Below are 18,181 nucleotides of genomic sequence, written 5' to 3' on the forward strand. Positions count from 1 at the left end.
CCCTCGCACACTGGCAGGCTGATCTCGCGATTATTCAAAACAATCCGCCCGACCATCGCGTAGAATTGTTGCAGCTCCACCTTCTATCGCCCGCGCACGCTTTGACACATAACTCGATGGCTTCGATGCACTGCGCGTTTTCGGACTAGGAAGTACCGCTGCCAGAAGCGATGCCTGCCTAGGACTTAACTCCTCCGGAGACACGCCGAAATAGTGCTGGGCAGCGGCCTCGACGCCAAATATCCCTGTGTCGAACTCCGCGATGTTTAGATACACTTCCAAGATGCGCCGCTTGGACCAAACCGCTTCCACCATCGGGGTCATCGCCCCTTCCATGGCTTTGCGGATATAGCTGCGTTCTTGCCAAAAATAGACATTTTTGACCACTTGCTGCGAAATCGTGCTGCCGCCGCGTTTTCCGCCTTCTGCGATTGCAGCCCGAATGGCGGACATATCAAAGCCCCAATGGTTGCAAAAATTCGCATCCTCTGCCGCTACGACTGACCGCAGCATCACTGGCGCGATGTCGTCAACATCTACCCAATGATGATCAACTGTGCCCAACCTTTTGCCTTCAGACCAGATCGTATGCGTGGTGGGCGGGTTAAGCCCCGCATAAATTACCACCGCCAAGGCCATTATACCCATCGCAATCACTCCTACCCAGATCATCTTGCGCAACAACCAGCGCAATGGCCGAACCTTCTTGGAAGCGGCTTTTGTTTTGCGTGACTTAACGGGTCTTCGGGATGTTTTCTTTGCGGCCATGGATCCGTCCTATCCGTTTTCATCGTCAGATGGATAGCCTGAAACGTTGTAGCCCCTTTGAACAAGAAGGGGGCCCTGCCTCAGAAACCAGCACGGAGGCACATAACCAATAATACCGAAACAAACCTGTGTCACATCGAAATCCCAGTTTTGGAATGATCGAGAATTGGCAGGGAAACCGGCCGTAGATTGGGTTAATTTTCGTCAAAATTGTGGAAATTTGCAGAGCCCACATAAAAGCCCCGCCAGTAAAACCAGCGGGGCAAATGGGTCACGCGATGGGACGGTGGGCGGGGCGACGTGCTTGCACAAGCGCCGGCCCCGACCTCCATCACTCCGCAGGAACGGCCAGATTATCTTCGATCCCCAAAGGGAATTCGATTTTGTCCAGCATTTCAATGGGGCAAACCTGTACAAAGTTGGCACATTCCAGATCCCAATTCAGCAAGATCTCTTTTGCTTTCAGCGAACCCGTCTCCGCAACATGGCGGCCAATCAGCCCCTTCAGTTGCGCTTCCCATTCCGGTGTCACCACAGGGCAGGTCACGATACCTTCTTTGTTCATCAGATCGCCTGCCACCCCGTCAGGGTCATAGAGATAGGCCATTCCGCCCGTCATCCCGGCACCAAAGTTGGCCCCGATGGATCCAAGGATAACCGCAACACCGCCGGTCATATATTCACAGCCGTTGCTGCCGCAGCCCTCGATCACCACCTTCGCGCCCGAGTTCCGAACCGCAAAACGTTCACCCGCGCGGCCAGCCGCAAACAGATGCCCGTCGGTCGCACCGTATAGAACAGTGTTGCCGATGATAGTGTTTTCCGATGCCACAAGCGGCGACACCAATGGTGGACGCACTACAATCGTGCCGCCTGACAGGCCTTTGCCAACATAGTCATTGGCATCGCCTGAAACTTCCAGCTTGAGCCCGGGTGCCGCAAATGCCCCCAGTGACTGACCCGCAGAACCGGTCAGTTTGACGTGCAGGTGATCAGGCTGAAGCGCATTGCGCATCCCGAACTTCTGCACAATGTGGCTTGAGGTGCGCGTGCCAACAGTTCGATGCGTGTTCATTACTGCATAAGACAGCTGCATTTTCTCCCCATCCTCCAAGAATCGTGCAGCGTCGCGCACGATCTCGGCGTCCAACGTGTCAGGCACCTCGTTGCGGCTACGATCGCGGTTGTAAACAATCGAGTCGGATTCATCGACACGGATCAGCAGTGGGTTCAGGTCGAGATCATCCAGATGCTCGGACCCACGGCTGACTTGCGACAACAGATCGGCTCGGCCAATCACTTCGTCCAAAGTCTTGGCACCGATCGAAGCCAGGATTTCGCGCACTTCTTGGGCGTAGAAGGTGATCAGATTCACCACCTTGTCGGCCGATCCAGTGAACTTGTCGCGCAACGCCTGATCCTGGGTACAAACGCCAACCGGACATGTATTCGACTGACACTGGCGAACCATAATGCAGCCCATCGCAATCAAGGCTGCGGTGCCGATGCCGTATTCTTCGGCACCCAGCATTGCAGCGATCACGATGTCGCGGCCCGTGCGCAAACCACCATCGGTCCGCAATGTCACACGGTCGCGCAGCTTGTTCATCGCCAGAACCTGATGCGCTTCTGTCAGCCCCATTTCCCAAGGCAAACCGGCGTGCTTGATCGACGTTGCAGGCGATGCACCGGTGCCGCCATTGTGGCCCGAAATCAAGATCACATCGGCTTCGGCCTTGGCCACACCCGCAGCAATCGTGCCAACACCGGACGACGCCACCAACTTTACCGTCACTTTACAGCGCGGGTTGATTTGCTTGAGATCGTAAATCAGCTGCGCAAGGTCTTCGATCGAATAGATGTCATGGTGCGGCGGCGGTGAAATCAGCGTCACACCTTTGGTCGAGTGGCGCAAACGGGCAATCAGGTCTGTGACCTTCATACCGGGCAGTTGCCCCCCTTCACCGGGCTTGGCACCCTGTGCGACCTTGATTTCCAGTTCTTCGCAATGGTTCAGATACTCTGCAGTGACACCAAACCGGCCCGAGGCGACCTGCTTGATTTTCGCAGATGGGTTGTCGCCATTTGGCTCTGGCACAAAGTGTGCCGGATCTTCGCCACCCTCACCACTGTCAGACTTGGCCCCAATCCGGTTCATCGCAACGTTCAGGGTTTTGTGCGCCTCGGGCGACAAGGCCCCAAGCGACATCCCCGGCGTCACGAAACGCTTGCGGATCGAAGTGATGCTTTCCACTTCTTCAATTTTGATCGCGTCGCCCAGCGGTTTGATCGCCAATAGATCCCGCAAATGGATCGGAGGATTGGCCTGCATGGCTTTGGAGTAGCTTTTCCACATTTCAAAGCTGGCACGGTCACAGGCCGATTGCAGCAAATGCATGGTCTGTGCGCCCCACGCGTGGGTTTCGCCAGATTTACGGGCCTTGTAGAAACCGCCAATCGGTAGAACATCCTGCCCATGGCCAAAGCCAAGCGCGTGGATCTCTTCGGCCTTTTTCTGCAAACCGTTCAAACCGATGCCGGAAATGCGGCTGACCATTCCTGGGAAGAACTCGGCGCACATCGCGCGGCTCAGTCCAACAGCCTCAAAGTTCAGACCGCCGCGATAGGACGAAATCACCGAAATGCCCATTTTGGACATGATTTTCAGCAAACCCTGATCAATAGCTTCGCGATACTTTGCAACCGCTTCGGTTAGGGTCATATCCAGCAAACCACGGCCAATACGATCCGCAAGGCTGTCTTCGGCCAGATAAGCATTCACAACCGTCGCACCGGCACCTACCAGAACGGCAAAGTAATGTGGGTCGATACATTCAGCACTGCGCACGTTCAGGCTACAGAATGTCCGCAAACCTTTGCGTGTCAGATGGCTATGTACCGCGCTGGTCGCCAAGATCATCGGCATTGCAATTTTTGACGCATCCGAATGCTGATCGGTCAGGATAATGTGACCAGACCCGCTGCGCACGGCATCTTCTGCTTCGGACCGGATACGCTCCAGACCTTCGCTGAGCGCGCCTTTACCGGCTGCAAAGGTACAGTCGATGGTCACACAAGGTGAATTGAACTGCTTTTGCAGCTCATCAAACTGGGCGTTACCAACAAACGGCGTATCCAGAACCAAAATTTCGGTCTGGGCGCTGCTTTCGTCGAGCACGTTTTTCAGGTTTCCGAACCGTGTTTTCAACGACATCACGCGGTATTCGCGCAAGCTGTCGATTGGCGGGTTCGTCACCTGACTAAAGTTCTGGCGGAAATAATGGCTCAGGGGGCGATATTTTTTCGACAAAACCGCAGACGGCGTGTCATCACCCATCGAGGCCAGCGTTTCCTTGCCGTCCTCGGCCATTGGGGCCAAAATTTGCTCAAGCACTTCGACGGTATAGCCAGCCGAAATTTGACGGGTGCGCAATTCCGCCCCTTCAAACAACGGTTTTTCAGTCATGGCACCCAGAGGGCCGTCCAGCTCGGTGATTTTTTCGACCCATTCGCCAAAGGGACGTGCAGCCGCCAGCTTATCTTTCAGCTCGGTGTCGCGGTACAGTTTGCCCTCTTGCATATCGACGGCAATCATCTGGCCGGGGCCAAGCGCGCCTTTTTCGCGGACGGTGCCTTCGTCGGTGGGCACCATGCCTGTTTCCGAACCGGCAATCAGCAGTCCATCACCTGTCACAACATAACGCATCGGACGTAGTCCATTGCGGTCCAAGCCGCCACAAACCCAACGTCCATCAGTCATTGCCAGTGCAGCTGGGCCATCCCATGGCTCCATCACGCCATTGCAATAGCTGTACATGTCACGCCATGCCTGCGGCAGTTCCACCGCCTGTTTGGACCAGCTTTCCGGAACCAACATCGTTTTTGCCATCGGGGCGCTGCGGCCCGCGCGGACAAGCACTTCGAATACGCCGTCCAACGCAGCCGAATCCGACGCGCCATTGGAAATGATCGGCTTGATGTCTTCTGCGAAATCCCCGAACGAGGCCGAAGCCATGCGGATTTCGTGGCTTTTCATCCAGTTGACGTTGCCCTTCAGCGTGTTGATCTCGCCGTTATGCGCCAACATGCGGAACGGCTGGGCCAACCACCACTGCGGGAAAGTGTTGGTCGAATAGCGCTGGTGATAGATCGCAAATGAGCTTTCAAAGCGGTCGTCCTGAAGGTCCGGATAGAACTCGGCAACCTGTTCGGCCAGCATCATGCCTTTGTAGATGATTGACCGGCATGACAACGACGCAACATACAGCTGGCCAACTGCAGCAGCAGCCGCAGCTTTTTCGATCCGGCGGCGAATGACGTAAAGCTCACGCTCGAACTGTTCTTCGTCCACGCCCTTGGAGTTCGAGATCAGGATTTGCTCAATCTCGGGCCGGGTTGAATTGGCTTTTTCGCCCAGACACCCAACGGTGACCGGCACATGGCGCCAGCCGTAGATGTAGTAGCCCATGCGCAGCACTTCGGTTTCCACGATGGTCCGGCAGGTTTCCTGAGCGCCAAAATCGGTCCGTGGCAGGAAGACCTGCCCAACGGCAATCAGTTCATCCTTGCGAGGGCGATGGCCTGTGCGTTCAACCTGATCATAGAAAAAATCCGTCGGGATCTGCACATGAATGCCTGCGCCGTCGCCGGTTTTGCCGTCAGCGTCTACCGCGCCGCGGTGCCAGATCGCTTTGAGGGCAGTGATGCCCGCCTCAACAACTTTACGGCTAGGTTTGCCATCCAGCGAAACCGCTAGGCCAACACCACAGGAAGAATGCTCCTCGGCATCGCTATACAGGCCGTTTTCGGCCATCCATGCGCGCTTGGCTTCTTCGGCTGCGACCCAATTTTCATCATATTTGGTCATTCTGGCTCTCCTTCTTCGGCCGGAACAAAGAATGCTAGCACCTCTGCCTCGGTCATCTGCTTGCGCCCGTCAGGGAAATCGTAAGCATGTGTTTTTCGATCAGTATAATATTCAGTGTCCAGCGTTAGATCGCTGGTGTCATTCAACAGGCCAACCCCGATGCTGTACCCATCGGAATAGGGTCCGTCCGTCACCTTGTACCAAAGCGAGGACCCGCATTTGTTGCAAAACGCGCGCTCGGCCCAGTCCGAGGTCGCGAGCGCAGTCACGGCATCTTTGCCCGTCAGCTCAAGATCTTGGTTCGCGATATAGATGCCCATCCAACGGCCACCGGCCCAGCGTTTGCACATGTCGCAATAGCAGATGTTAAAGGTGCTCGGCACGTTGTTGGCAGTCAGTTTCACCGCCCCGCAAAGACACTGTCCGGTTTTGGTCGCCATCGGGTTACGCCTCATCCAAAACGCTGAATTTTTCAACACAATCTGCACGGGTCATCAGTTTTCGCCCGCTTCCAGCGTAGGCAAAACTATCTGGTTTGTGGTCGATATAGATCTCGTTGTTCATCTCGAACCCGGTTGGATCGTCGAAAATTCCGATTGGCAGTTCAATGCCACCAGACCATTCCCCGGCTTGTGTGACCCGAAAAAACAACCCGGTTCCGCATTGACTGCAAAAACCGCGTTCGGCCCAGTCGGACGAAGCAATGCGGTTTAGGTGGCGTTCATCTTCCCACACCACCCGATCTTCGGGCACCGTGACGCCCAGCAAGGCAGACCCCGTCCAGCGGCGGCACATTTCACAATGACAGGCCCCAAAACTGGTCGGAACATCATACGCGACAAAGCGTACTGCTCCGCACATGCATCCTCCGGTTTTCTCTGTCATGTTACATGTTCCTTGCCTGAAAGCTGGCCACAACATGCGGCCAGCCTGATTGCCCTTTCGAACGCGCCCGGTTGCCGGGGCTTACTCGGCGGCCACTGCCGCTTTGGCGTTCATGTCTTGCAAGATCGCCTCTACGCAATCGCGGCCATCGCGGATCGCCCAAACCACAAGGCTGGCACCGCGCACGATGTCGCCAATGGCGTAGACGCCGGGCATCGCTGTGCGGCCGGTTGTGAATTCCGACTTGATGGTGCCCCAACGGGTGACTTCCAATTCAGGCTGGTCCCAAAGCGTCGGCAGATCCTCGGGTGAGAAACCAAGCGCTTTAATTACCAGATCGGCGGGTTCGTCATAGTCGGACCCTTCGATCACTTCGGGGCTTTGACGGCCAGAAGCATCTGGTGCACCAAGGCGCATCTTCTCAACGATTACGGCTTCGACCGCATCCCCCTTGAAGCCCTTAGGCGCTGTCAGCCACTCGAACTGCACGCCTTCTTCTTCGGCATTCTGAGTTTCACGCTGCGACCCCGGCATGTTGGCCCTGTCCCGTCGGTACAGGCATTTCACACTGGTTGCGCCTTGGCGGACGGCTGTACGCACACAATCCATCGCCGTATCGCCGCCGCCGATGACAACAACTTTTTTGCCGCTTGCGTTCAACTCGCCGCTTTCGAATTCGGCAACAGTGTCACCAAAATTTGCCGCGCGGTTCGACGCTGTCAAATAGTCAATCGCTTTGACAATCCCTTTGGCACCGGCACCGGGCCCGCCCAAGTCACGGCTTTTGTATACGCCTGTCGCCACGATCAGCGCATCATGTTTTGCTTGCAGCTCGGCAAAGGATACGTCCTTGCCGATTTCGCAGTTCATCACAAAGGTGACGCCGCTGTCTTCGAGCTGCTTGTTGCGCCGCATAACGATGTCTTTTTCCAGCTTGAAGCCGGGGATGCCGTAAGTCAGCAGGCCGCCTGCGCGGTCATAACGGTCGTAAACCGTGACCTGAACACCGGCGCGGCGCAGCATGTCCGCCGCAGCCAGACCGCCGGGACCAGCCCCGATAATGCCAACGCTTTCTGTACGTTCGTGTGCCGGCTTCACTGGTTTGACCCAGCCTTTTTCCCAAGCCGTGTCGGTGATGTATTTCTCGACCGATCCGATCGTCACTGTTCCATGACCGGATTGTTCAATCACACAATTGCCTTCACACAGGCGGTCCTGCGGGCAGATACGTCCACAAATTTCCGGAAACGTATTTGTCGCTTGGCTGACTTGATACGCCTCTTCCAAACGGCCCGTTGCGGTCAGGTGCAACCAGTCGGGAATGTTGTTGTGCAATGGGCAGTGATTTTGGCAATACGGAACACCGCATTGGCTACAACGGCTCGATTGCTCTTCTGCTTTCGCAGCGGCAAACTCGGCGTAGATTTCGTCAAAATCCTGATTGCGCGTGTCTGCATCACGCTTTTGGGGCATGTCGCGATCTACGGATATAAATTTGAGCATCGGCTGCTTGGCCATTGGCATTGCCTCTTTCTCGAAAGAACTTGGGTCGGCACTGCATATACAAAGGCGAAATAGAATAAAAGTCAGCATTGCTGACGTAAATTCGTTTTATTTGCCCGACGACACTTCCAAATCCGACAAAAGTGGAAATTTAAGGTCCGATGCGGATCCAACTTAAAGCTTTTCACAAAAATACAACAAGTTATACAAACGGCCAACAGTCAGTTTGGACGTTTTTGATGACCTATACTTATTTGCTTATTCTCGCGTTGATCCAAGGGATTACAGAATTCCTTCCGGTTTCCTCATCCGGTCATCTGATTCTTCTGCCGAATCTACTCGGAACAGAGGATCAGGGTCAAATTATCGATGTGGCGGTCCATGTCGGCACACTATTTGCAGTCATTTTGTACTTTTGGCCTGATGTCAAACTGGCTGCACTTGGGTTGCCCCGGCTAGCAAAGGGACGTGTAGACACCCCCGGCAGTCACCTCGCTTTCTTGCTGATTCTGGCAACGATTCCCGTCATTTTCTTTGGCTTGATCCTAAAGGTAACCGGCCTGAGCGATATGCTCCGCTCAACCGCTGTGATTGGATGGACCATGCTTGGCTTTGGGCTTGTGCTCTATTGGGCTGACCGGACCGGCACAGAAACCAAGACCGATACCGACTGGACGCTGAAAGACGCGATGATAATGGGCCTATGGCAAGCTGTCGCCCTGATCCCCGGCACATCCCGTTCCGGCATCACAATCACCGGTGCCCGAAAACTGGGCTACTCCCGACAAGACGCCGCCAAATTGTCGATGCTGATGTCAATCCCGACAATTATTGCCTCGGGCACGTTGCTCGGACTTGAGGTTGCCACAACAGCAGACGCCCAAGCTGCCCGTGACGGCGCTATCGCCGCCGCCATGGCCTTTGTTTCAGCCCTCGCAGCTCTGACGCTCATGATGCGCCTGCTAAAATCAGTCAATTTTACTCCCTACGTCATTTACAGAGTAATCTTGGGCGTGATCCTGCTCGGCATTGCGTACAGCTGAAGTCCAAGATCAGAAGAAGCTTGGGGCGGCGACCGCAATCACACCCTGTGATACGGGCTGTTCCCCAATATGCTGGCCGCGCGGTAAAGTTGTTCCGACAGCATGACCCGCACAAGCATATGCGGCCAAACCATTTTGCCAAACGACAGAAGTTGGTTCGCCTCGGAGCGCAGCGATGGATCAATCCCATCTGCGCCGCCGATAACAAATGCCAGATCTTGGGCACCTGTGTCGCGCCAACGTTCCATACGATGTGCAAAGGCTGGTGACGTCATCACTTCGCCGCGTTCATCCAGTGCGCAGATCACCGCGCCAGTTGGCAAGGCTTTACGCAGCAGCTTGGCCTCTGCCGCCATGCCACCACCTTTTTTGTCTTCAACTTCATGAACAGAAACCGGGCCGAGGCTGTGCGCCCGCCCGGTTTTATCAAATCGCTTGAGGTAGTCATCGATCAAATCGCGTTCCGGGCCGGCCCGCAGCCGCCCCACAACACACAGATGAACCCGCATGTTACTGCGCGGCTGGTGCGGCGCCCTTGGAAATCGGCACCCACATCTTTTCAAGCTGATAGAATTCGCGCACTTCGGGGCGGAACACATGGACCACCACATCGCCCGCGTCGATTAGAACCCAATCGCCGGTTTCCTTGCCCTCAACAGAGGACAGCACACCAAGACGATGCTTCAGCTCTTCGACCAGCTTGTCCGAAACAGCCGCCACCTGACGGGTCGACCGACCCGAACAAATAACCATGCTATCGCACACAGAAGACTTGCCGCGAAGGTTTACCACCACCACGTCTTCGGCTTTGTTATCGTCAAGAATTTCGAGAGTAGCGGCAAGGATATTTTCGCTTGTCGCAGTTACTTGGGGTTCGCCGCTCATGGGGTTCCCCTGCTCAGCGGAATCACCCGCATTTGCCAAAGATGACAGGACATTGTCCTCCTAATTGGTTGCACGCCGACACAGCCCCGACGCCGGGCACACAGCCAAGATAGCACCGAGTCAGTTAAATCTCAATGTTCAGCCTAGCAAACGCGGGCTTTTACAGAGGAGACCCCCGTCTTTACAAGCGCTAACCTGTATCAGGGTGCCCAATTGGCCAGTGCGCGCCCGGAACTTTTGCACATCCGAGGGCTCCTTCGAACGCTAGCCTGCTTGGCAAAACATGCCCACTCGAGGCCCATCTGCACCTTTCGCCAAAGGCCGCTGCACAGTCCAAATTGCGGCTTGGGCCCGCCTTAAGTTTAAAAGACCTTGCACGAGCGGCATTAAAACCAGCAGCCCATCAAACCCAAAAACCGCAACACTTCCGAAAATTAAGTGTTTATACAAACACGTTACCGGAAAAATTCTTTACCATAGGCACCCGAACACCAGCGTCGTCACCCAGACTCTCTATCCCAACTTGAGGCATTTTTGCGAAAACAACACAGGCCCGTAGATCGTAAAAATCCGGGATCGTTTCAACTGTCCGAAGGCGGTCTCAGCCAGCCCTTGTGGCACACCAAAGTGCGCAATCAAATGAAACCGTTTCCTCCCGCGCCTACCGGCGAAAGGTTGCAGGTTGTTGCCGATTGCCCACCAACGCGCTCAGGTCAAAGCCTTCTGATTAGAGAATCACCGATGCATTTCAAACAAAACGAGGTGGGCGAGATTGCCCCCACCCAATCCCTCTAGGCTCCGTAAGGCACCCAAACCGTTTTGACTTCTGTCGCTGCTTCCAAAAACTCCCGGCCAGCGCCTGCGGCCCCCATCCAATCGCGGGCGAAACCGTTATTAACCCAAGTACGTTTGAGATTGCCCGCCCCGCCCTTTTCAACGGCCGCAGAAATGTCAGCGCCAGAGAAAGACCAAACGGCCTCAACGTCCATATGCGTCGCCAAAGAAGGTGCAAGTTCTTCATGGCTACCGGTTAAAATGTTGACCACCCCGCCCGGCACATCCGATGTTTCGAGCACTTGGTAAAAATCCGTCGCCGCCAAGGGGAAAGGTTCTGATGCAACCAGAACCACGCGGTTACCCATCGCGATCGCCGGGGCCATGGCCGAAACGAGGCCCAAAAGCGGAAGGTCATCCGGACAAAACACACCGATAACGCCGCAGGCTTCGCGCATTGCCAAAGCAACACCTCGCATGGGCACTTGGCGCACTTGCCCGTCAAATTTGTCCGCCCAAGCCGCATAGGTGAACAGACGATCCACCGAAGCGTCCACTTCTGCCGCACCGGATTTTCCGCCCGTCATCCGGTTGATCTGGGCTGCAAATTCGTCTTTTCGTGTCGCCAGGTTTTCCGCGAGGAAATATAGAACCTGCGCCCGATTATGCGCGGTGGCCCCCGTCCAACCTGATGCTGCGCGCGCCGCCTCAACGGCGTTGCGCACATCCTTGCGGCTCGAAATCGGGGCCTGACCAATCAGCTTGCCCGATTTGTCATAGACATCGCGTGCATAGCCCCCGTCAGGCCGCGCTTGTTTGCCGCCGATATAAAGCTTTGCGGTCCGGTCCACCGGCTGTGGCTCCGCCGTGTCACCTTCAAACGCGGCAACAGGTTTCAACGCTTTGCCTGTGTTTTTAGGCTTGGTGTAGGCGGCAAGACCTTCCCAGCCACCTTCCCGGCCAAAGCCGCTTTCGCGTACACCGCCAAAGCCAGCGGCTGCATCCATCATGTTCGTACCATTGATCCAGACAATTCCGGCAACCAATTTGGGCGCGATATCCAGCGCAACATTGATGTTTTCGGACCATACCGACGCCGCCAAACCATAGCGGGTGTTGTTGGCCAGCATGATTGCTTCGGAGGGGGTTCGAAAGGTGCTCGAAACCAGCACCGGCCCAAAGATTTCGTCTTGCATCAGCGCCGAAGCCTGAGAGAGGTTGGAAACCAATGTTGGCGGGTAATAACAGCCGTCGGGCAGATCGCAGGCCGGTTGATAGACCTCACCCTCGCCACCATGCGCATCGACCAATGCTGCAATCCGGTCACGCTGAACCGGATCAACAATCGCCCCAACATCAATACATTTGTCCAATGGGTCGCCAATACGCAGCTTGTCCATACGGGCGCGCAGTTTGGCGTGAAAGCGTTCGGAAATACCTTCTTGCACCAACAGACGCGACCCGGCGCAGCAGACTTGCCCCTGATTGAACCAAATCGCATCCACCAAGCCTTCGACAGCGCTGTCGATATCGGCATCTTCAAAGACGATGTAAGGGGATTTTCCGCCCAATTCGAGTGTCAGCGCTTTGCCAGTGCCTGCGGTTGCTTCGCGGATACGGCGGCCAACTGCGGTTGACCCGGTAAAGGCCACTTTGTCGACCTCTGCCTTGACGATCATTTCCCCGACGTCGCCGTCGCCGGTGACAATGTTCACAACCCCTTTGGGGAGGCCCGCCTGACGGCAGATGTCCGCGAAACACAAAGCTGTTAGCGATGTCCATTCCGCAGGTTTGAGGACCACGGTGTTGCCCATTGCCAGCGCCGGCGCGATTTTCCACGACAACATCAAAAGCGGAAAGTTCCACGGGATGATTTGACCGCAGACACCCAGCGCCTGTGCATCCGGTAGTTCGCTCTCCATCAGTTGCGCCATGCCCGCATGGTAATAGAAATGCCGCTGAGCTTGGGGAATATCAATGTCGCGCGCTTCGCGGATCGGTTTGCCATTATCAAGGCTTTCGAGAACCGCAAAAAGGCGTGAATGTTTTTGAAGCAGGCGCGCAAGGGCATACAAATAACGCGCACGGCCGGCCCCGCCGAGTTTGGCCCAAGCCGGTTGCGCTTTGCGCGCCGCTTCGACGGCAGTGTCGACGTCGGACTGGCTGGCTTGTGTCAAGGTTGCCAGCACTTCACCCGTTGCGGGATTGCGGCTTTCAAATCCTTCACCCGGCGCGGTGAAACTGCCATCGATGAAATGGCCAAACTTGCTGCCTTGATCAACAATCCAGGCCAGTGCATCGCCTGCGGATTCTGGTGCCGGACCGTAGTCCATGCTCTCAAAAATGTCTTTAACGGTCATATCCGTATCCTTCTGCGCCGATCAACCGGCGGCGTGGCGCCAAGAGGCCGAATAGGCACCCGTCACGTGATGTTCCAACTGGCGTTCAATATCGCCCAGCAATGATGACGCCCCAAAGCGGAACAGATCGGGCCGCAACCAGCGATCCCCGAGTTCCTCTTTGACCAGCGCCAGATAGTTGATCGAATCCTTGGCTTTGGAAATTCCGCCCGCTGGTTTGTAGCCAACGCGATAACCGGTTTCTTCATAGTATTCGCGGATCGCCCGCATCATCACCAGTGACACCGGAAGCGTCGCGTTAACAGGTTCTTTGCCTGTTGAGGTTTTGATGAAATCAGCGCCTGCCATCATGCAAACCTGACTGGCGCGCGCGACGTTTTGCAATGTCTCAAGCTCGCCCGTGGCGAGGATTGCTTTGACATGGGCATCACCACACGCCGCTCGAAAGGCCCGCATCTCGTCATAGAGCCCTTGCCAATCGCCGTTCAGAACCAGACGGCGCGAAATCACGATGTCGATCTCTTCTGCGCCTGCTTTGACGCTTTCTTCGATCTCGGCGATGCGCAGGTGAAACGGTGACAGACCCGCCGGAAATCCGGTCGAAACCGCTGCAACAGGAATGCCTGTGCCTTCTAGCGCTTTTAGGGCATGCGGGATCATGTCGTGATAAACGCAGACCGCACCCGTGGTCAGACCTTGCATCCCCAGCGCCTCAAGCAGATCGGCCCGCACGGGCTGTTTTGCTTTTGCGCAAAGCCGCAGCACGCGTCCAGCAGTGTCGTCACCTGCCAGCGTTGTAAGGTCGATGCAGGAAATAGCCCGCGCCAACCATGCGGCCTGAAAGTCCTTTTTGACCGACCGCCGACCCGGCAGCGTTTTCGCCCGCCGTTCAATCGCTGAACGGTTGGCGCGCGCATGCATCACGCGGTCCATATCCAAATCCATCCCCGGATTGCGGGGTTCGATTGTCTGAGGCAATTGCGGAGTGTCCAATGTGGTCCCTGTCTGCGATCCAAGTTGCGCCATAGTGTCCTCCGTTAGACCAAAAGGCAAACTGCACCCTAGCCAAAGGCGTGATCAAATTTCAAGCGATTTTGACCGAGCAGTCAATTTCTTATTGCGAATAAGTCGCAAGAGCATTGACTTCTTGCGAATGATTATCATATTCACATTGAACATGGAGAATTTTATGCTTTCACGCCGCTCGATTCTGGCTGGATTGGCCACCACACCGTTACTAGGAACCCGGGCCTTCGCCGCGGGGCCTTTGACAGTGGTTGCGACAACCGGAATGATTGCCGACGCTGCTCGGGCAATCGGCGGCGATCTGGTCAACGTTCGGGCCTTGATGGGCCCCGGTGTTGATCCGCACGGGTATCGCCAGACCCGGTCCGACATTGTCGCGATGACACGCGCTGACTTGTTACTGTGGAACGGTCTGTTCCTTGAGGCGCAGTTAGAACATTTCATCGAAACGCTGGCGGCACGTGTACCTGTGGCCGCTGTTGGCGAAGCGACCCCAAAAGATCAATTGCTGCACCATGCAGATTACGAAAATCGCCCCGATCCCCATATCTGGATGGCACCGCAATTGTGGCGCCATGCGGTTGTCGCCACCCGCGATGCGCTGATCGCCCAGCGCCCCGATGCGACCGAGGCCTTTACTGCCAATGCCGCTGCGTATTTGGTGCAGGTTGATCGCGTTGGCGACTATGCCGCCACATCCACAGCTCAAATCCCTCAAGAGGCCCGTGTTTTGGTCACCGCCCATGATGCCTTTGGCTATTTTGGCCGCCAGTTCGGGTTTGAGGTCATGGGTATCCAAGGGATCTCAACCGATTCCGAGGCAGGGCTACAACGCATCCGCACACTTGTTGACGAGATCGTGCAGCGCAAAATCAGCGCGGTGTTTGTCGAAACTTCGGTTTCCGATCGCAACATTCGCGCCTTGATCGAAGGGGCGGCAGCCCAAGGCCACACCGTCAAAATCGGCGGAGAGCTGTTTTCCGACGCAATGGGCGAACCGGGGACCTATGAAGGCACCTATGTCGGGATGATTGATCACAACGTCACCGTTATTGCAGGCGCGTTGGGGGCTGATGTCCCCGAAGGCGGTATGGACGGCAAATTGAATGCAAAGGTTTAAGTCATGACAGCAGTTGAGCTTGCCACAGACAACGGCCAGATGGTTTCCGAAAACCTGACAGGTAGCCCTTTGGCCTTGCGCGGTGTGACGGTTTCCTATGGCAGTGAACCTGTGGTGTTTTCGGTCGACATGACGATCGAAGCTGGAACGATGACCGCCATCATCGGGCCAAATGGGGCTGGCAAGTCCACTTTGCTCAAGGCCGCTTTGGGTATTATCAAACCTCTTGCGGGCCGTGTGACCACTTGGGGCGGCTCACTCGACAGCCAACGTGCACGCATTGCCTATGTTCCGCAGCGGGCCAGCATAGATTGGGATTTCCCGACGCAGGTGCGCGATGTGGTAATGATGGGCCTGTTCCGTGAATTGGGCCTGTTGCGCCGTGTTCGTGCCAAACATCATGCAAAGGTCATGGAATGCCTCACCCGCGTCGGCATGCAAGATTTCGCGGATCGCCAGATTGGTCAGCTGTCCGGTGGCCAACAGCAGCGTGTGTTCCTTGCTCGCGCTTTGGCACAAGAGGCGGATCTATATTTGCTGGATGAACCTTTTGCAGGGGTCGATGCCGCAACCGAAGCCGCGATTATCACCGTTCTCAAGGAATTGCGCAACGAGGGTAAAACCGTTGTGGCCGTGCATCACGATCTATCGACGGTTGAAGATTATTTTGACCGGGTGTTCCTGATCAACCGGCGCCGTATGGGCGAAGGCTCTGTCGAAGCGGCCTTTACCCAAGACGCCCTGCACGCCACCTATGGCGGCCGTTTGGGGGATGGGCTGATCGCCCGCGCGGGATAATCCCAATGTTCGAAGCGCTAACTCTTCAGCTCGGTTACAACGCCGTATTGGTGACGCTTGGCAGTACCGCTTTGGGCGTGGCTGCTGGCGCGGTCGGGGCGTTTTTGTACTTGCGCAAGCGGGCCTTGGTATCTGATGCCATCAGCCACGCAACCTTGCCCGGTTTGGCGTTGGCGTTTCTGGTTATGGTTGGTTTTGGCGGCGACGGGCGTTTTTTGCCCGGATTGATGCTCGGGTCGGCTTTGTCCGCATGGGCAGGCCTTTATGCCGTGAGCTGGATCACCCGCAAAACCCGTTTGCCCGAAGACGCCGCCATTGGCGCTGTTCTGTCGGTCTTTTTCGGCTTTGGCATTGTGCTACTTACAGTCATCCAAACCATGCAATCAGGCCGCCAAGCCGGCCTCGAAGGCTTCTTGCTCGGATCGACCGCAGGCATGCTGCGCAGCGACGCACTGGTGATCGCCGCGGGCGGGGCCATTGTACTGGGGGCAACGATCCTGCTGCGCCGCCCAATGCTGATGACCGCCTTCGACGAAGGCTATGCCCAAGTGCAGGGCCTGAACACGGCGCGCATAGATATGGCGTTGATGGTTCTGGTTCTGGCCGTCACGGTTGTGGGGCTAAAAATCGTCGGCTTGATTTTGATTGTCGCGATGCTGATCATCCCCGCTGTAGCCGCGCGGTTCTGGACGGAAAACGCCAGCCGCGTTGCACAATTGGCAGCCTTGTTTGGTGGAATGTCCGGTTATATCGGGGCTGCATTATCGGCCACTGCACCGGATCTGCCCACTGGTCCGATCATCGTTCTGGTCTCTTTTACGCTCTTTGCTTTGTCCTTGCTGCTGGCCCCGTCGCGCGGCGTCCTCGCCTCGGCCCTGCGTCATCGCCAATTGCAGCACGAGGTCCACCTGCGCCAAGGCCTGCTGGCCCTTGCCCATGGGCAACCTGTGTATGAAAGCCTGACCCAACGTATGCTGCGGTCACGCGGATTGATGCGCGCCGACGGCGTCCCCACCGACAAAGGCCGCAACGCAGCAGCGCAGGCCTTGCTGGATGAAAACCGCTGGCAAGCGTTGCGCCGCATTGAAACGCTGTCCAGCCTTGCCGTTCGTGACGACGGGCTGACCCGGATTGGTGATGTTCTGACCCCCGATCAAGTCAAGTTGCTGGATGCACGCCTCAGCCCGCAAGGAGCTGCCTGATGGGTTATGAATTTGTCGCCCTGTCGCTGCCGCCAATCGTGATCGGCATGTTGGCCGCTATGGCCTGCGCCCTGCCCGGAAACTTTTTATTGCTGCGCCGCCAATCCTTGATTGGTGACGCGATTTCGCATGTCGTTCTGCCCGGCATTGTTGTAGCCTTTTTGATCACCGGCGTGATTTCCACCATCCCCATGATGTTCGGGGCCGCAGCCGCAGCCCTCGTGGCCGTTGTGTTGATCGAAGCCATTCGCCGCCTTGGAAAAGTCGAACCCGGTGCGGCGATGGGCGTGGTGTTTACCGCCATGTTTGCTGGCGGTGTGCTGCTATTGGAACAATCAGACACCTCAGGCGTTCACCTAGATGTGGAACACGCGCTTTATGGAAACCTCGAAAGCCTGATCTGGCTCGATGCGGTTGGCTGGTCCTCGCTGGCCGATCCTGCGGCCTTGTCTGGCCTACCACCCGAACTGCTGCGAATGGCCTTGGCGCTGCTTGTTGTTGCAGGTCTGACCTGGCTGTTTTGGCGTCCCTTGAAACTGTCCACCTTCGACGAAGGCTTTGCCCGTTCGGTAGGCCTGCCCACGGGCCTTATCGGTCTTGGAATCGTTGTTATGGCTGCTTTGGCCGCTGTCGCCGCCTTTGATGCTGTGGGGTCCATCATCGTGATCGCGATGTTCATCTGTCCACCTGCGGCAGCGCGTCTGATGACCAACCGTCTCGAATCACAAATAGGCTGGTCGATGGTCTTTGCCTGCCTGTCGGCGATCATCGGATATGTGCTGGCGGGTTATGGCCCCATGTGGATTGGTGCAGCGGCCTCTGTCTCGGCAGCGGGTATGATTGCCACAGTGTCCGGCTTAATCCTTGCAATCACAGCTCTTTTCGCGCCGCACCGCCGCGCATAGACTATCACAACCAGACTGACAACTTCGACTCCACAAAAGAACAAA

Annotated in this window: 14 protein-coding genes; 5 read left to right on the forward strand and 9 right to left on the reverse strand. The window is 56.3% G+C overall.

What is annotated here, in order from left to right:
* Positions 1-30 precede the first annotated feature (30 nt).
* From mtgA to C8N36_RS13090, 5 genes are all read right to left on the reverse strand, one after another.
* Entirely contained in the window at positions 31-768 is a 738-nt protein-coding gene (mtgA, locus tag C8N36_RS13070) for a monofunctional biosynthetic peptidoglycan transglycosylase (protein WP_097805189.1), read from the reverse strand.
* 331 nt (positions 769-1,099) lie between these two features.
* Entirely contained in the window at positions 1,100-5,635 is a 4,536-nt protein-coding gene (gene gltB / locus C8N36_RS13075) for a glutamate synthase large subunit (protein WP_097805188.1), read from the reverse strand.
* The gene (locus C8N36_RS13080; protein ID WP_170125872.1) at positions 5,632-6,075 is read right to left on the reverse strand and encodes a GFA family protein; all 444 of its coding nucleotides are present in this window, start codon (positions 6,073-6,075) and stop codon (positions 5,632-5,634) included. Before C8N36_RS13080 ends, gltB begins: the two co-directional genes overlap by 4 nt.
* Before the next feature lie 4 nt (positions 6,076-6,079).
* The gene (locus C8N36_RS13085) at positions 6,080-6,520 is read right to left on the reverse strand and encodes a GFA family protein (RefSeq protein ID WP_245910810.1); all 441 of its coding nucleotides are present in this window, start codon (positions 6,518-6,520) and stop codon (positions 6,080-6,082) included.
* An 81-nt stretch (positions 6,521-6,601) separates the two neighbouring features.
* Positions 6,602-8,038: an NAD(P)-dependent oxidoreductase gene (locus C8N36_RS13090; protein ID WP_097805186.1), complete on the reverse strand. Its 1,437-nt coding sequence runs from the start codon at positions 8,036-8,038 to the stop codon at positions 6,602-6,604.
* Positions 8,039-8,262: 224 nt separating this feature from the next.
* Between C8N36_RS13090 and C8N36_RS13095 the strand changes: the two genes are divergently transcribed.
* The gene (locus C8N36_RS13095; RefSeq protein WP_097805249.1) at positions 8,263-9,066 is read left to right on the forward strand and encodes an undecaprenyl-diphosphate phosphatase; all 804 of its coding nucleotides are present in this window, start codon (positions 8,263-8,265) and stop codon (positions 9,064-9,066) included.
* A gap of 38 nt (positions 9,067-9,104) precedes the next feature.
* Here the strand turns inward: C8N36_RS13095 and rlmH are convergent, their stop codons facing one another.
* From rlmH to deoC, 4 genes are all read right to left on the reverse strand, one after another.
* Positions 9,105-9,575, reverse strand: coding sequence for a 23S rRNA (pseudouridine(1915)-N(3))-methyltransferase RlmH (gene rlmH, locus C8N36_RS13100; protein ID WP_097805185.1), 471 nt, complete (start codon positions 9,573-9,575; stop codon positions 9,105-9,107).
* 1 nt (position 9,576) lies between these two features.
* Positions 9,577-9,951: a ribosome silencing factor gene (rsfS, locus tag C8N36_RS13105; RefSeq protein WP_097805184.1), complete on the reverse strand. Its 375-nt coding sequence runs from the start codon at positions 9,949-9,951 to the stop codon at positions 9,577-9,579.
* Between the two features lie 791 nt (positions 9,952-10,742).
* Positions 10,743-13,085 (reverse strand): aldehyde dehydrogenase family protein, encoded by a 2,343-nt coding sequence (locus C8N36_RS13110; RefSeq protein WP_097805183.1) that lies wholly within the window; start codon positions 13,083-13,085, stop codon positions 10,743-10,745.
* Positions 13,086-13,106: 21 nt separating this feature from the next.
* On the reverse strand, positions 13,107-14,111 hold the full coding sequence (deoC, locus tag C8N36_RS13115) for a deoxyribose-phosphate aldolase (protein WP_097805182.1): 1,005 nt from the start codon (positions 14,109-14,111) through the stop codon (positions 13,107-13,109).
* Between the two features lie 163 nt (positions 14,112-14,274).
* Between deoC and C8N36_RS13120 the strand changes: the two genes are divergently transcribed.
* From C8N36_RS13120 to C8N36_RS13135, 4 genes are read left to right on the forward strand one after another with little or no spacing between them, the layout of a single operon-like run.
* Positions 14,275-15,231 (forward strand): metal ABC transporter solute-binding protein, Zn/Mn family, encoded by a 957-nt coding sequence (locus C8N36_RS13120; protein ID WP_097805248.1) that lies wholly within the window; start codon positions 14,275-14,277, stop codon positions 15,229-15,231.
* A 3-nt stretch (positions 15,232-15,234) separates the two neighbouring features.
* Complete coding sequence (gene aztA, locus C8N36_RS13125) at positions 15,235-16,029, forward strand: zinc ABC transporter ATP-binding protein AztA (protein WP_097805181.1); 795 nt, start codon at positions 15,235-15,237, stop codon at positions 16,027-16,029.
* Positions 16,030-16,034: 5 nt separating this feature from the next.
* On the forward strand, positions 16,035-17,231 hold the full coding sequence (locus C8N36_RS13130) for a metal ABC transporter permease (protein WP_097805180.1): 1,197 nt from the start codon (positions 16,035-16,037) through the stop codon (positions 17,229-17,231).
* Positions 17,231-18,136 carry a metal ABC transporter permease gene (locus tag C8N36_RS13135; RefSeq protein ID WP_097805179.1) on the forward strand — a complete coding sequence of 302 codons (906 nt, stop codon included), beginning with the start codon at positions 17,231-17,233 and terminating at the stop codon, positions 18,134-18,136. The genes C8N36_RS13130 and C8N36_RS13135 overlap by 1 nt, the downstream gene beginning before the upstream one ends.
* Positions 18,137-18,181: the final 45 nt, after the last annotated feature.

This window comes from Pelagimonas varians, from assembly GCF_003208435.1.
In the GTDB taxonomy this organism is placed as follows: Bacteria; Pseudomonadota; Alphaproteobacteria; order Rhodobacterales; family Rhodobacteraceae; genus Pelagimonas; species Pelagimonas varians.